Consider the following 15,304-nt stretch of genomic DNA (forward strand, 5'->3'; position numbering starts at 1 on the left):
GTATGGAATGGTATGAAATTATTGGAGCTATTGTGTTGTGGTTTTTAGGGCTTTACTTGAGAGGGAAATTTTATGATTATAAAAAGAATATGTACCATAACAATAGTTGGAAAAACAGGAAGAGGTGAAAGTTAATTTCAAGTATTAACATATGGTGTTATTAACCCAATTATTGAACAAATTTGAGCCAAACTTAATAACAAAAAAGAAATAGTTTGTACAGGTGGAATATAAAAAGAGTTTATATTAAATAGATATAATAACCATTTAGTATAAATTTTAATAGCAAAATATACTATTTAGTATATAATATATTATATTTGCGTAACACTACACATTGTGTAGTAAATAGCAAACAAAATATACTAGTGAAAACAGGAGTTCAAACATATAATTATTTAGAAGAATACATTGATAGTGTTAGAGCTAAAGGAAGATATGCCTTTACATTAGAAGAACTAAAAGATAAATTAGAAGTAACTGATAAAGCAATTCTTCAAAACTTATATAGACTAAAAGTAAAAAATAAAATTGTTCAGATCCGAAAAGGTTTTTATACAATACTTCCTGCCGAATATTCAAGATACGGTGTAATTCCTAGCAATATGTATCTTGATGATATGATGATATCACTGCACAAGAACTATTATCTCGGTTTAATTTCAGCGGCAGCAATCCATGGAGCGTCACATCAACAATCAATGGAAACATTTGTGATTACCGAGAAACCAGCTTTAAGAGACATTAAAAACAAAAAACTAAAAATAAATTTTTTAGTAAAAAATGAATGGAACAAAGAAGATATTAATAAAGTAAAAACAGAAGCAGGATATATAAATGTTTCTTCTCCAGAACTAACAGCTTTAGATTTGCTATACTATGTAGATAAATTAGGAATGAATCGTGTGATTACAATCTTAAAAGAATTAGTGGAAGTAATTAAACCCAATATACTAGTCAAAACGGCGAAAAATTATTCTCAAATAGCTGCAGTGCAACGATTGGGATATTTACTGGAGTATGAACTTAAAAATGAGAAACTAAGTCAAGTAATTTATACTACTATAGCAGATAAAAAAGGAACAAACATACCATTAATGCCAGGAAAAAATAAAAAAGGAAGTACAAATACGAAATGGCGAATTATAAACAATATCAAAATCGAAAGTGATTTATGATTCCAAGAAGATACATAGAAGAATGGCGCGAGTTTGCTCCTTGGCCAGAAAACGGACAAGTAGAACAAGACCTTATCATTGAGAGAGCCATTGTTGAAATATTCGCTGACCCATTCCTAAATGAAAACCTAGCTTTTCGTGGTGGAACCGCATTGCATAAACTATTTCTAAAACCACAAGCAAGATATTCAGAAGATATTGATTTAGTGCAAATAAAATCAGGACCAATAAAACCAATTCTGGTAAGAATAAGAGAAGTATTGGCTCCTTTTTTAGGAACAAAAAGAAATATTGAAACCAGCATACATAACAATACAGCAACTTATAAATTCGAAACAGAAATACCTCCAATAATTCAAATGCGATTGAAGATTGAAATCAATTGTAGAGAACATTTCACAGTGTTAGGATTACAACAAATACCATTTGCAGTAAACAACGGCTGGTTTTCAGGTAAATGTTCGATTAATACCTATCAAGTAGAGGAATTATTAGGAACAAAACTAAGAGCATTATACCAACGAAGAAAAGGAAGAGATTTATTCGATTTAGACATAGCATTAGCAAACCTTGAAATTGATATAAATAAGCTAATCCAATGTTATAAAGAATACATCAATTTTTCTGATGGTGTAAACCCAACAAGTAAAATGTTTTTAGCCAATATGGAGGAAAAAATACAAGATGCGGAATTTAGAAACGACATTTTTACAATCTTGAGACCTGAAGTAGATTACGATAATGATAAAGCTTATTTAAAAGTTAGTGAAAGTATTATCAATAAAATTTAGAGATAATAGGATATGGACGAAAAAAACATACGGGAGGAATTGTCAAAAATTTTAGTAGACGAACCTAATAACTACAGTAAAATTATTGAATTATCATCAAAATTAGCAAGTTTTGACAATGATAATGTGAGATTCAGTGTAGATGCTGGTGTGATTGATAGATTAGGTACTGAATTAGTTGCTCGCCAAGAAACTGCTGTTTCTGAATTAGTAAAGAATGCGTACGATGCAGATGCAAAAAAAGTTACTTTAAAATTTGAAAATTCAGATTCTATTGGAGGAACTTTGTTCATAGAAGATGATGGAATTGGAATGACCAGAAACCAACTTGTAAATGGTTTTATGAGAATTTCATCAACTGACAAATTACATAATCCTCTTTCAGAAAGATATAAAAGAAAAAGATCTGGTCAAAAAGGTATTGGTAGATTTGCTGTACAACGACTTGGTAAAAAATTGACTATTACAACCCAAACAAAAAATGATGAATTTGCTTTGGTTTTAACAATAGAATGGGATAAGTACAAAGGAGATATTGACTTATTAAACATAAGTAATAAAATTATAGTTGTTGAAAAACGAAAAGAAGAAGGAACAACTTTAAAAATTGAAGATTTAAGAGATAGATGGTCACAAGCATCTATTAAAAGGATATTTAATTATGTAAGTGCAATTATTCAACCATTCCCATTATCAGAAGTAAAAGAGAATGAGGATATAAATAGACTTGAAGAAACAAGCGATCCTGGATTTAAAACGGTTTTCAAAAAAATTGAAGATAATAAAGCAATAATAATTGCAGATGAAAGGAGCATGATTTATGATTATGCTGTTGCGGTTATTGAAGGCTGGATTGATAATGATGGAATGGGCTGGTATTCGGTAGAAAGTAAAAAATTGGAAATTAATGATATTGGTCAAATTGGAAGTAATCCTGATGATATGACTGAACCATTTAGTCAGCTAAGTAATATAAAATTTAGAGCATATTACTATATATATAATGCAGATTTAATTCCTAAAATGCATGAAACCAATATTCGAAATTTAGCTAGAACACAAGGTGGTATTAGACTTTATAGAAATGGTTTTAGAGTTTTACCATATGGTGAACCTAGTGATGACTGGCTAAAACTAGATGCTTCCATTAGACAACGTTCTTTACTACCTGTACATGGTAATTTTAATTTTTTTGGATTTGTTGAATTAACAGATACTGAAAAAAAATTCAATGAAACTTCAAGTAGAGAAGGTTTAATGGAAAATGAGGCTTTAATTCAATTAAAAAACTTTGTGTATCGAACATTACTTACCGGAGTAATAAAAACTGCCGAAGTTAGAAATATAAAAATTGTTTCTGGACAAAAGCAAGAAGATGGTATATATGAAAGTATTGAAGTTAGAATTAAAGATATTGCCCATACATTAGAAATGTTAGATAGAGAATTAGAAAAAGAAGAAGGAAATATTCAAATAAAACAAAGGAGAAAGAAAAGATTAAAAAAGATACAAGATAATATTAAGGAAATTGAAAAGCTTCAAAAAGAAGAACAGAGTAGATATCTCAAAGAAAAATCAATGCTAAGGGTTTTAAGTAGTGTTGGATTGACCATTGGTCAGTTTATACATGAGGTTAAAGACTATATAATAAATATGGAATCTGATATAGGATTTCTTATTGAGAAATTAAAATCGGATGAGGTATTACTTGAGAGAGTTTTAATATTAGATAAAAATGTAACTACATTTCAAACTTATACTTCCTATTTTGATGGTGTTATCTCTCAAAATGTAGTAAGAGATTTAATACCAATTGACATACATAATACTGCTGAAAAATTTTGGAATTCAATTCAAAGTGATGCTCAAAAAAGTAATATTACTTTTAATAAACCAGAAAGAAACGGTGTATATATGTACTCTCTACCCATGCATCCATCTGAATGGTCTTCAATATTTTTTAATTTTTATACAAATGCAAAAAAAGCAATAAAAAGAACCCAAGTTGCAGGGCAAATAAATATTGAATGTGGTTTTTTTGAAAATTATATTTATCTTGAATTTTCAGATACTGGGGATGGTATTTCTGAAGAAAATGAAGAAAAAATATTTGAAGAGTTCTTTACTACAACCTCACCAAATACATTAGACAATATTGACTCAAGTAATGAAATCACTGGTACAGGATTAGGTTTGAAAATAGTTAAAGACATTGTGACTAGTTATCGAGGCAAAATACAAGTAGTTGCTCCGAAGGAAGGATATAATACTTGTCTCAGAATTGAAATTCCAAAAGCAACAGATAAAGAATTAGATAAATATGGCTTATAAAATATTATACGTAGAAGACCAAAAAACTGACAGTAGGGAGCTTGATTTAAAAGCTTTAGGATTTGAAGTTGAAAGTTACGACCCTTCCTCAGATTTGAGTGAAATTTTAGGTAAGTTAAACAACATTGATGCACTAATCTTAGATTATAGGTTGACAAATGGAGAAAAACACGCATGTTTTGATGCTCCTACTATCGCAGCTACGTTAAGATCTAAACACACTACTGATTTTAAAGAAAGACCAATTATACTTATGTCTAATGAAGATGTTATAGTTGATTATTATAAAGATTTTACTAATCAAGATTTATTCGATTTTGCAATATCAAAGAAAGATTTTTTAGGAAATAAAGAGAAGTTTAAAAATTATCTAACATCTTTTGTGGAGGCTTACTCAAAAATTAAAACAGATAATTTCGATTTACTTAAAATATTTCAAATTAATAGTAGTGAAAGTGGTTTGATTCATACACAAATAAAATCAAAATTAAAATCAAAGGAAGGTTTTATATATGAGCATAGTAGACTTATTAATGATACAATTATTAATGCCATTGGTACTTTAATTGGTGAAGATATTTTAGCTGCAAGACTAGGTATTTCAAAAGATTCTAAAGATTGGGCAGTTGTATTAGATAGTTTAAAAGATGCTAAATATTTTGGAATATTTTCTGATATACATTCTCGTTGGTGGATGGACAAAGTTAATTTCTGGTGGGAAAATGTAATTGAGTTTGAAACACCACTGAGAAGACTGAATGCAGAAGAAAGAGTCAATGTTATCAAAACAAAACTCTCACTAGATGATTTAAATCCGTCAGTAAAAACCGAATATTCTACAAGTTCAAATTTTTGGACAATCTGTAAATTTTCAAATAAACCATTGGATCCATTTGATGGTATTGAGTTACTAAAAAAAGATTATTTACCATGGCAAGAAAAAGAATATATCTCCTTTGATTCTGCTTTGACCGAAATTGAAAAATTTAAAAACATTATAAGTGAAATTGATAAAAAAGCAATTCGTGAACTAGCAAATAAAGTAAATACAAATGGATAGTTGGAATTTAAGAACATTTAGAAATGATTTGTCAATTTTTATAAAATTAATCGAAGATAGCAATGTAACTGGTGATTTTACTGAACTAAGTAAGATTATCAACGAACTAGAAAGTAAAGAATTGATTGAGTATAAAATAGATAGTTTATGCTTTCATATTAATGGAAGGATTGTCGGTACTTTGCCAGATGAATTAAATTTTTGTCAAATATACTTGGATCACATGTTAATGGCAAAAGACAATATGCAAATAGATTACGACCCACTTCATGGTTATTATTTTGACATTAATGTATTTGCCTATAAAAATAAAAGCGATACTGCTAAAGCGTTTTGTAGTAGTTGGCATTTAGATAGACATCTAAATAAAGAAGAAACAAAATATACACATCCATCCTATCATTTTCAATTTGGAGGTAAAAAAATGGAACTTATTGATGAAGAATTGTTGGTTTTATCTAGTCCAAGAATTCCACATCCGCCAATGGACATATTTCTTGGATTTCATTTTATTTTTTCAAATTTTTTCAGCAATAAACAGTTTGGTTTTGTAAAATCATTATTAAATAACTATGATTATCAACAAATTATAAAAAGAGCACAAGAAAGACTTTGGACTCCATACTTTCAAGCATTTGATGCTAATAAACAACATAATGATTTTACAATTAACAATGTATTTCCATTGTATATATGCTAATTAATGAACCCAAATATTTTAAAATTCTTAAAAAATTATTCATACGAAACGCTAGATGTAAATAGATTGTTAGTTTCTTCATTTATAGAAGTTAATGATTTAAAGAACATAAAGAGTGAGTTAATTAATGAATATATTATTACAAAAGATGATGAAATTGAACATGATAAATTAAATGAGTTTACCTCTCTTTTAAAGGATGTAAAGTTTGATACTGAAGATTTGCTCGAACTTTTCGAATTTGTAATTTCACCTGCCGATAAAGAGGTAAATGGTGCTGTGTTTACCCCCAACTATATAAGGGACTTTATTGTTAAGGAATCCGTAAATAAATATTTAGACCGAAATAGAAGCCTAGTAAATGCTAAATTCGGTGATATTGCTTGTGGATGTGGTGGTTTTTTTAAGACTATTGCAGAGATAATAAAACTTCAAACCAGTAAGAGTTATTTTGAAATATTCAGAGATAATATTTTTGGAGTAGATATTCAAAACTATAGTATTGAAAGAACAAAAATTTTATTAATTCTACATGCTATTAAAAACGGAGAAAATGTTTCTAAATATGAATTTAACTTGTTCCAAGGTAATTCTTTAAATTTTGATTGGGATTTAATTCCAGAAATTCAACAAAATGGTGGATTTGATATCATTGTTGGGAATCCTCCATATGTTGGAGCATCCAAGATTGATGACGAAACAAAACTACTACTTAAAAACTGGGGTGTATCTGCTTCTGGTAAATCAGATTTATACATACCTTTTTTTGAAATAGGCTTAGAAAATTTAAACGCAACAGGTGTTTTAGGTTATATAACAGTAAATACTTTTTATAAAAGTTTAAATGGTAGATCTGTTAGAGAATATTTTTCAAAAAATAAATTTGATTTTAATATAATTGATTTTGGAGGCGAACAGTTATTCAAAAAACGTTCAACTTACACTTGTATATGTATAATCAGTAAACAAGTTACTAATATCATAAATTATGTTAAAACAAAAAGTAGCAATATTAATTTAATAAAAAAATCAGATTATATAAAGTTTTTATATGATGATCTTAATGATTTTGATGGTTGGTATTTAATTAATAAAAGAACTTCGAAAGTTATTTCAATTATAGAAAATACTGGTAAATCATTAGGCTCAAAATTTGAAATTAGAAATGGTTTTGCTACTCTTAAAAATAACGTTTATATTTTCTCACCTATAAGAGAAACAGATGATTATTACTATTTAATTAAAGACAAAATAGAGTTTAAAATTGAAAAAGAAATCTGCAGAAACGCAATCAAACCAAATACTCTTAAACTTGAGTCACAAATTGAAAATCATACTGAAAAATTAATTTTTCCATATAATATTATTGAAGAAGTTGATTTATTCAATACCAATAAAAAAGGACTAAAAGTTATTGATGAAGACATATTAAAGTCAAAATATCCCTCAACCTATGAATATTTATTAAGTCAGAAAGAAATTTTATCAAAAAGAGATAAAGGAAATCGTGATTACGAACGATGGTATGCTTTTGGTAGGAATCAAGCTTTAGTAACATCAGGATATAAGCTATTATTGCCCTACATAACTAATACTCCTTGTTTTGTTTACACTAATGATAAAGATTTACTATTTTATAACGGATATGCTATTTTTTCGGATTCAATCGAGGAATTACATCTCCTTCAGAAGATTTTAATGTCAAAAATATTTTGGTTTTATATTGAAAACACGAGTAAACCATACTCAGGAAATTATTTTTCTGTTGCAAAAAATTACATAAAAAATTTCGGGGTTTGCGATTTAAACGATGAAGAAAAATTGGAATTATTAAATCTTGAAGATATTAATAAAATTGACAACTTTCTATTTCAAAAATACAATTTAAAAAAAGAACTAATATCTTAAATATTGATGTTCTTTTTTTGAATTTTAGTATAACAGGGAATTAAATATATTGTTGTAAGTAAACATAAATCTGTCAAGTATTTTTAAATCGTTTACCTTATAAAATACATAAACAAAGCGAAGCACTAAAGTAAACACATACAATTACTTTATTTAAGTTTTGTCAACGTATATATTTACTTTTTTATTAAATAGTACACATACAAGTTCACTATTAATAATATTCATAATCAATTAGCAACTGGATTAAAAAACAATAAATAAAAACTTAAATACAGTGATTATTTGACTTTATCACCGCATTTTTGCGTTAAATAGAAACTATAAGCACCGCATAAAACAAAAATACCATACAAATTCAATCCTCCAAAGACACACCTTCAGTCTGTTTCATTTTGTCCAAAAACCGCTCAACTTCTTTTAAAATATGTTCATCACCCAATCGGTCAGCTTCAAGATACCGTTTATAGTCAAGTCGCATTTCTCTAAAAAACAGAAAAATAAACACCAAATACAATACGACAGAAAATAGAATGTGATTCATAACAAAGATTTTAAATTCTCACCACATTCATGTGGCAATTAGAACTTACAATTACTGCATAACTAAAAAAACAAACTATGCAATTCGGGAATTACACTATTCATTTCAAACATCAATAGAACAACTCAAATAAAATCCGCGACCATTAGCGTTTTCACGAAGTGAATCCGTACCATCCGCGTTCCAAATCAACGAGCAAAGTGAGTTCTTATATGCTCTTAAATTCCTTGCATGGTAAAAAAAACGAGCAAAGCGAGAAAAAATCTGTGCAAATCTGTTTAATCCGTTCAATCTGTGTTCCAAAAAAATCTGAGCAAAGCGATAAAAAACACTATTCAATTCGGGAATAACAACTACTCAATTCGGGAATCAAAACATACACTACTTGTGAAACCACCACTACTCCAATAGATTTGCTTTCCATCAAACTAAAACTGTAGCAAATGAAATTGTTTTCCGAACAACTAGTATCAGAACTAGACAAACAACTACAAGACATTCACTCCAAAACAGACAATCCCATTCACTATGCAGAATTAGCAATCAAAACACTTATCCCTACTTTTGAGAAACTAAAAACAGAATTCTTAAAACACCGCTTCGAAAACAAATCAGAAGAAATCAATTTCTTTCGTGAGATTAAGCCGGAATTTGCGGCCAAACTTATTTACTACAACGAAATCTACAACATCGAAACCAACAAACCTTTCGGTTCCAAAAAAACATTCCGAAAATACTACAATCTCGAATTGATTAAATTGCAATCCTACTACAATGAAAACAAAGAATTTTACAAATACTACAGAACTGGAGATAAAAGTCTAGACAACAAATACTTCATTCGAGGTAAACACGATTTGAAGCACACATTAGACAGCTTTTACTTTCAAGCAGACAGTAGGTTTTCAACATCACACGATTACAAAGTAGCTAAAATTCTAGCAAACGAAAAAATAAAAAGCTACATCGAGAATGAGATCTCAAAACTAGAACAAAAAGAAAAGAAGATTAGCAATAGTACTAATACCAAAACTCAAAAATGGACCGGTTCAAGAGTGGGATTAATTGAATTAATCTATGCACTTCACACCGAAGGTGTTTTCAATAACGGTACATCCGAACTAAAAGAAGTTGCCACTTTTTTTGAAACAACATTCAACATCGACCTCGGACAATTCAATCGAGCCTTTCTAGAAATCCGTGCACGAAAATCAGAAAGAACCAAATTCCTAAACACACTAAAAGAAAAACTAATACTACGCATGGAAGATGCCGACGAAAATTAATAAGGGCTGTCAATAATTGACAACCCTTATTCTGCATTTGTGAGCTTGCGAAAAACTTTTTTCTATATTCTATTCTCTATATTCTATTTTCGCACTTAAATCTTCATCTTCCATCTTCCAACCTTTTACTGATTCTGAGCAATCCCTGTAACCAACGACATAGTAACGGCTTCTGCTGAACCATGTTCGGCTCCTTCAATCGAAGCAACAATATTACCAATAAATATATGCCAATCAGGATCAGTATTCTTTTTTGGTTTTTTTCTAGCTCTGTAAGTTAGATATCGTGTAACCGAAGTGGTGGTTAAAATAATTCGTTTATCGTTAGCAGTCAATGCAGCGTTAACCAATACTTCATTTTCATACGCCACTATTTTGTTATAAATGCTGGTACAATCATTTTCAATGTTGAAAAAATCGATATAGGAATTAATAAAATTGGAAAGATTAGATTTCCCACTTGCCGACATACTCGATGCAGTAATAACATCATTCACACTAGTAGTCGGATGATCAACTAAATATTGAACCCTAGTACTCGAAACGTTATGATAATTTTGAGTTTTTATAGAATTAAATCTAGAGTTAGCAGTTGCAAGTGTTTCAACGCTGTTCACAATTTGCGAAACAGTTGTATCAGCATAGCCATTTACAAAATAGGCATCAAACAATTCGTCATAGGTGCGACCTACCTCATCATAAGGGTTGCTGTCATTTTCAGGTAATGAAGCTACTACTTTAGCAGAACTACCATTTGGGCTTTCAAAAGTAGCTGGCTCATTATCAGAGTTACAAGATACAAATCCTATACTCATCGTTATAAAAAAGGCAATAATTAAGGTGCATGAGTGTATATTTTTCATGTGATTTAATGTGTTAGAATGTTACTGATTACTTTTTTTTCATCAGTTCATTTAGCCCGGGATAATTGAACTAGGATTTGGTTTCGCTTATAACAAAACCATTTGAATTCAGGACAAAACTAACTGCCCATTTCCCATCACACAAGCCATCTGATATGCCATTCCCGAATGTAAAATGTGTCATTCGGGAATGAAACACCAAAAAATTACAAGTAAATCACAACTCTTCAATGGGTTGCATATATATACCTTGAAATCGCAATTTGTAAACACTACATGATGCAATTTTTGATTATTATAGCTACATTTAGGGGCAAAAAAGCAACAAATCACAATTAATCTTATTGTGTTTTAAAATATTGAAGTTCCAAATCCGTCCTATGGTTACCAAAAAACGCTTACTAATTTTAATAGTATTGGTGTTGCATTATTCGAATGCGCAGGAGAACTATGGTAAAAATCAAGATAGTTTATCAATCAAAAGTTATGAGTATTTGAGCCAAGCTATAATTGATTATAATGACGATGGTAATAAATCTTCGATATATGCGAAAGCTTGGTTAAAAAAAGCTAAATCAGAGGAAAACAATTTTCAAATAGCTAATGCTTATAAAGCTCATATCCATACAGCCAATAAAAATTTTCGCTTATTATATGCAGATAGCATGCTTATTGCAGCTATAAAGTTGAACGAGGTTGAGCTAATAGGCTCAGCTTATATGACTAAAGGGATTGTATTTTATGATCGAAAAGAACAAATGAAAGCATTAGACAATTATCTAATGGCAGATAAGTACATTTCTCAAACAAAAAATGAATATTTAATTTACAAACTAAAATACGGTATCGCACAAACCAAATCTTACCTTGGTTTCTATGATGAAGCCATCAGTTTATTCCGAGAATGTATTGATTATTTTAAAGAAGAAAATGACAGAGCCTACCTAAACTCACTACATTCATTAGGATTATGTTACAATAGAATTGGAAATTATGCATGGTGCACCGTTACAAATCAAACGGGTATTGATGAAGGAATAAGGTTAAACAACCTCGAAATGCAACCGTATTTCATCCATTCTGAAGGTATTAATCTCTGTGGTTTGAAAAAGTACAATTCGACAATTTCAAAGTTAACTGGGATTTTACCAACCTTAAAACAAAATAAAGATTTTGCCAATCTTTCGGTAGCATATTTCTATATTGGTAAATCATTTTGGTCATTAAATAAAAAAGATAAAGCCATAACCTACTTTAAAAAAGTAGAAGATATATTCAAGAAAGAAAACTATATCCGTCCAGATTTACGTGAAGGCTATGAAAAACTAATCGATTATTATAAACAAAAAGGGAATATCAAATTACAACTTTTTTATATTGATCAACTTTTGAAAGTCGATAAAATTCTAAGTCAAAATTACAAATACCTACTTCAAAAAGTAGTTAAAGAATACGATACTAAAGAATTATTAAAGTCCAAATATGAAATTGAAAATACGATGACATTCAGAACAATTATAGGGTTTAGTATAATCTGTACATTGATTGCTATAATTGCATTTTTAATTAACAAACACTTCAAAAACAAAAAGCTTTTTGATGAAATAATGAGGCGGGATACTTCTAATCCAGTAATTACTGAAACAAGTGTTGTACCACCGACTTTTGAGAAAATAATAAATCATGATACTAACGAAGCTATCAGTTCTGAAAATACCGACAAGCAAAGTAGTCAAGAAATAAGCCCAGATATTGAAACTGGCATTTTAAAAAAGTTGGAAAAATTCGAGCAAAGTAAAAAATACTTAGAAAAAGACATGACACTAGCCAAAATGGCTTTATTTCTAAATACCAATACAAAATATGTTACAAAAATTATTGCCAAACACAGAGGAAAAGGAACTATTGACTACATAACCGACTTGAAAATAAATCACATAATCGAAATTCTAAAAAAAGAAACTAAATACAGAAACTACACCCACAAAGCTTTGGGTGAAGAAGCAGGTTTCGGTTCTACTCAAAACTTCACTCGTGCCTTCAAAGAACGAAACGGAATTTCACCTACATACTTCATTTATAAACTAAAGAAGTCACTAAACGAAAAGTCCAGCTAAAAAAAACAAAAAAACGTCTTACAAAGACTTTTACAAAGCGCAGCGGTGTAAAAGTGCAATAAACACTTCCGATTAGTTACGGCCTCAAATAAAAAGTGTAGAAAAACAACGAAGTAATGTAGTGGCAGCACTCCACGAGTTGAGTCCGAAGGACGAACGGCTTGGGGTGCGGAACGTAATTACGAGGTAGTTTTTAAACTTTTAATTTGGAGCCTTGATTTTTTGTTTCTTTTGTATCAAGACAAAAGAAAATATTACAATTATAATTTTTTTACTACTAAAAAAGTCAATGAATTCAACCAATCAAAAATAAAATCAACTTTTTTCTTTCACAACTTGTGATTGACTTGTGAAATAAATATTCTCAAAACATACAATTTTGTGCCATAACAATTTAAAACATAAATTATGGCAATTGAAATTTTAACTAAACAAGACCTAAATGATTTCCGCACGTTACTTTTAGACGACATTAGAGAAATCTTCCAAAACAAAACAGAGCAATCCAAACAATGGCTTAAATCCTCAGAAGTTAGAAAACTACTCAATATTTCTCCAGGAACACTCCAAACCTTACGTATCAACAAAACCTTATCCTACACCAAGATCGGCGGAATAATCTATTATCCATACAAGGATATTGAAAAACTACTCGATCAAAACAAAGTCAGCTCCGAGCGTACATTATTTAACTCTAAGTAATCCTTGTTATTTTCATAATGAGCTTGTCGAACAACTTTGCGTGCTTTGCGCTGTCATCCTGAGCTTGTCGAAGGACCCTGTGTTCTTTGCGGTTAAACTTTTCGCTAATCACTTTTCACTAATCACTTTTCACCAAAAATGAACTACATAAAACACCTAACCGGATTTTTTGACAGAGTAGCAAAAGACAAATTGCTCAATCCAACACATGTAAGTTTATACATGTCGCTATTTCAATTCTGGAATTGCAATCGGTTCAGAAATCCAATCAGTATTTCTCGTGATGAAATAATGCGAATAAGCAAAATCAGCTCAAAAGCAACCTATCACAAATGTCTAAAAGCATTGCATGCGCAGGGATATATAAAATACGAACCATCCTACAATCCATTCAAAGGCAGCCATGTTTTCTTGTTTAATTTTTCTGATGATTTAAAACCTTTACCAAAAGGTAGCAGTTCAAATTTTAAACCAGTTAATGAACAAGTAGTGAACAAGTCTTATACTAGTTCTGAAACAAGTAGTGAACAGGTTAATGAACAAGTCGTAGTACCTTATATAAACAATACAAACAATACAAACGATTTAAACAATTCAAACGGCTTAAACTTGGGTGAGCAATCAAAAAAAATTGAAGAAGAACAAATTATTTTAAAAAATGAAAAACCGAAAGAAGAAAAAAGTTCCGCGAAAAAAGAAGAAATGTTTATTGTCACTTCGAGCGCATTGGAGAAGCCAACAATAGAAAATGTCAAATCCTATTTCCGCGAACAAAACTTCCCAGAACTCGAAGCCCAAAAATTCTTTAACTATTTCTCAAGCATAGGATGGCTAGTCGGAGGCAAAACACCAATGACTGATTGGCAAGCAGCAGCACAAAACTGGATATTAAACGCACCAAAATTCATCACAAATGCAGAACCAAACCGCCCAAAAAAACTCAACACCACAACCGAAAAAGACTATTCCGAACCTTTGTAACTGTCATTCCGAGGAAATCTGTGCTAATCCTTTTAATCTGTGGCAAAAAAAATCTTTGCGAACCTTGCGTTAAACCTTTGCGTTCTTTGCGGTTAAACCTATTCTAACCTATCCAAAGCGAAGCGTCTTACCAATCAAAAAAACTAAAAACCTATGTTTCTATGTGGTTAAAAATAAAAATATGAAAAACGAAATAAAGTCATATTACAATTACGAGGAAATAATCACCTGGATTGAAAAAAAGGGCATCGAGTTATACGGCAATCATTTCAAAATACTAGAAAACGATTACCCAATAATTTACAAACTAATCGCTTATTTTCTCAAAGACGTACAAACCTGTTTTCAATACAATATCAATCTCAATAAAGGAATTCTACTATCCGGTCCAATAGGCTGTGGCAAAACCTCAATAATGAACATAATGAAATACCTAACACCTACAGAACACAAATTTTTCATCAAACCATGCCGCGACATAAGTTTCGAATTCATTCAAGACGGCTACCAAATCATTCACAAATACAGCAAAGGAAAACTATACGAATACGAACCCAAAACAATCTGTTTCGACGATTTAGGTACAGAAAGCAATCTAAAATACTACGGAAACGAATGCAACGTAATGGCAGAAATACTATTAAGTAGATACGATGTGTACATCGCAAAACGAATACAAACCCACATCACAACAAACCTTTCTGCCAGCGAAATAGAAATCCACTATGGCAATCGTGTACGAAGTAGAATGCGCGAGATCTTTAATCTAATTGCCTACGACAACACTTCAAGAGATAAAAGATAATTCCTCTTTAAAACTTGCTAATCACTAATCACTTTTTA

General features: G+C 30.2%; 12 protein-coding genes. 11 read left to right on the forward strand and 1 reads right to left on the reverse strand.

Translation table 11 applies throughout. The features are described from left to right. The first annotated feature begins 368 nt into the window (after positions 1-368). The 7 genes from Q0049_RS05405 (at position 369) to Q0049_RS05435 (ending at position 9,798) form a co-directional block, all read left to right on the forward strand. Positions 369-1,178: a type IV toxin-antitoxin system AbiEi family antitoxin gene (locus Q0049_RS05405; RefSeq protein ID WP_298117396.1), complete on the forward strand. Its 810-nt coding sequence runs from the start codon at positions 369-371 to the stop codon at positions 1,176-1,178. Then, on the forward strand, positions 1,175-1,969 hold the full coding sequence (locus Q0049_RS05410; protein WP_298117398.1) for a nucleotidyl transferase AbiEii/AbiGii toxin family protein: 795 nt from the start codon (positions 1,175-1,177) through the stop codon (positions 1,967-1,969). Before Q0049_RS05405 ends, Q0049_RS05410 begins: the two co-directional genes overlap by 4 nt. Positions 1,970-1,981: 12 nt before the next feature. Further along, positions 1,982-4,300, forward strand: a complete 2,319-nt coding sequence (locus Q0049_RS05415) for an ATP-binding protein (RefSeq protein WP_298117400.1) — start codon at positions 1,982-1,984, stop codon at positions 4,298-4,300. Further along, positions 4,290-5,360 carry a response regulator gene (locus tag Q0049_RS05420; protein ID WP_298117402.1) on the forward strand — a complete coding sequence of 357 codons (1,071 nt, stop codon included), beginning with the start codon at positions 4,290-4,292 and terminating at the stop codon, positions 5,358-5,360. The genes Q0049_RS05415 and Q0049_RS05420 overlap by 11 nt, the downstream gene beginning before the upstream one ends. After that, complete coding sequence (locus Q0049_RS05425) at positions 5,353-6,060, forward strand: hypothetical protein (protein WP_298117404.1); 708 nt, start codon at positions 5,353-5,355, stop codon at positions 6,058-6,060. Before Q0049_RS05420 ends, Q0049_RS05425 begins: the two co-directional genes overlap by 8 nt. Positions 6,061-6,063: 3 nt before the next feature. Further along, entirely contained in the window at positions 6,064-7,968 is a 1,905-nt protein-coding gene (locus Q0049_RS05430) for an N-6 DNA methylase (protein WP_298117406.1), read from the forward strand. A gap of 987 nt (positions 7,969-8,955) precedes the next feature. Then, positions 8,956-9,798 carry an RteC domain-containing protein gene (locus Q0049_RS05435; RefSeq protein ID WP_298117408.1) on the forward strand — a complete coding sequence of 281 codons (843 nt, stop codon included), beginning with the start codon at positions 8,956-8,958 and terminating at the stop codon, positions 9,796-9,798. A 125-nt stretch (positions 9,799-9,923) separates the two neighbouring features. Here the strand turns inward: Q0049_RS05435 and Q0049_RS05440 are convergent, their stop codons facing one another. Continuing rightward, positions 9,924-10,661, reverse strand: coding sequence for a hypothetical protein (locus Q0049_RS05440; protein ID WP_298117410.1), 738 nt, complete (start codon positions 10,659-10,661; stop codon positions 9,924-9,926). 380 nt (positions 10,662-11,041) lie between these two features. Between Q0049_RS05440 and Q0049_RS05445 the strand changes: the two genes are divergently transcribed. The 4 genes from Q0049_RS05445 to Q0049_RS05460 all read left to right on the forward strand — a co-directional run bounded on the left by Q0049_RS05445 (position 11,042) and on the right by Q0049_RS05460 (position 15,266). Then, positions 11,042-12,778: an AraC family transcriptional regulator gene (locus Q0049_RS05445; RefSeq protein WP_298117412.1), complete on the forward strand. Its 1,737-nt coding sequence runs from the start codon at positions 11,042-11,044 to the stop codon at positions 12,776-12,778. Between the two features lie 408 nt (positions 12,779-13,186). After that, positions 13,187-13,480: a helix-turn-helix domain-containing protein gene (locus tag Q0049_RS05450; RefSeq protein ID WP_298117414.1), complete on the forward strand. Its 294-nt coding sequence runs from the start codon at positions 13,187-13,189 to the stop codon at positions 13,478-13,480. Between the two features lie 138 nt (positions 13,481-13,618). After that, positions 13,619-14,461 carry a transcriptional regulator gene (locus Q0049_RS05455; RefSeq protein ID WP_298117416.1) on the forward strand — a complete coding sequence of 281 codons (843 nt, stop codon included), beginning with the start codon at positions 13,619-13,621 and terminating at the stop codon, positions 14,459-14,461. Positions 14,462-14,642: 181 nt separating this feature from the next. Then, positions 14,643-15,266, forward strand: a complete 624-nt coding sequence (locus Q0049_RS05460) for an ATPase (protein ID WP_298117418.1) — start codon at positions 14,643-14,645, stop codon at positions 15,264-15,266. The last annotated feature ends 38 nt before the right edge of the window (positions 15,267-15,304 follow it).

It is taken from the genome of Flavobacterium sp. (assembly GCF_027484205.1).
Taxonomy (GTDB): domain Bacteria; phylum Bacteroidota; class Bacteroidia; order Flavobacteriales; family Flavobacteriaceae; genus Flavobacterium.

Coding starts and splice junctions, on each gene's coding strand:
- Q0049_RS05410 (WP_298117398.1), top strand. CDS start 1,175: ATGATTCCAAGAAGATACATAGAAGAATGGCGCGAGTTTGCTCCTTGG.
- Q0049_RS05415 (WP_298117400.1), top strand. CDS start 1,982: ATGGACGAAAAAAACATACGGGAGGAATTGTCAAAAATTTTAGTAGAC.
- Q0049_RS05420 (WP_298117402.1), top strand. CDS start 4,290: ATGGCTTATAAAATATTATACGTAGAAGACCAAAAAACTGACAGTAGG.
- Q0049_RS05425 (WP_298117404.1), top strand. CDS start 5,353: ATGGATAGTTGGAATTTAAGAACATTTAGAAATGATTTGTCAATTTTT.
- Q0049_RS05430 (WP_298117406.1), top strand. CDS start 6,064: ATGAACCCAAATATTTTAAAATTCTTAAAAAATTATTCATACGAAACG.
- Q0049_RS05435 (WP_298117408.1), top strand. CDS start 8,956: ATGAAATTGTTTTCCGAACAACTAGTATCAGAACTAGACAAACAACTA.
- Q0049_RS05440 (WP_298117410.1), bottom strand. CDS start 10,661: ATGAAAAATATACACTCATGCACCTTAATTATTGCCTTTTTTATAACG.
- Q0049_RS05445 (WP_298117412.1), top strand. CDS start 11,042: ATGGTTACCAAAAAACGCTTACTAATTTTAATAGTATTGGTGTTGCAT.
- Q0049_RS05450 (WP_298117414.1), top strand. CDS start 13,187: ATGGCAATTGAAATTTTAACTAAACAAGACCTAAATGATTTCCGCACG.
- Q0049_RS05455 (WP_298117416.1), top strand. CDS start 13,619: ATGAACTACATAAAACACCTAACCGGATTTTTTGACAGAGTAGCAAAA.
- Q0049_RS05460 (WP_298117418.1), top strand. CDS start 14,643: ATGAAAAACGAAATAAAGTCATATTACAATTACGAGGAAATAATCACC.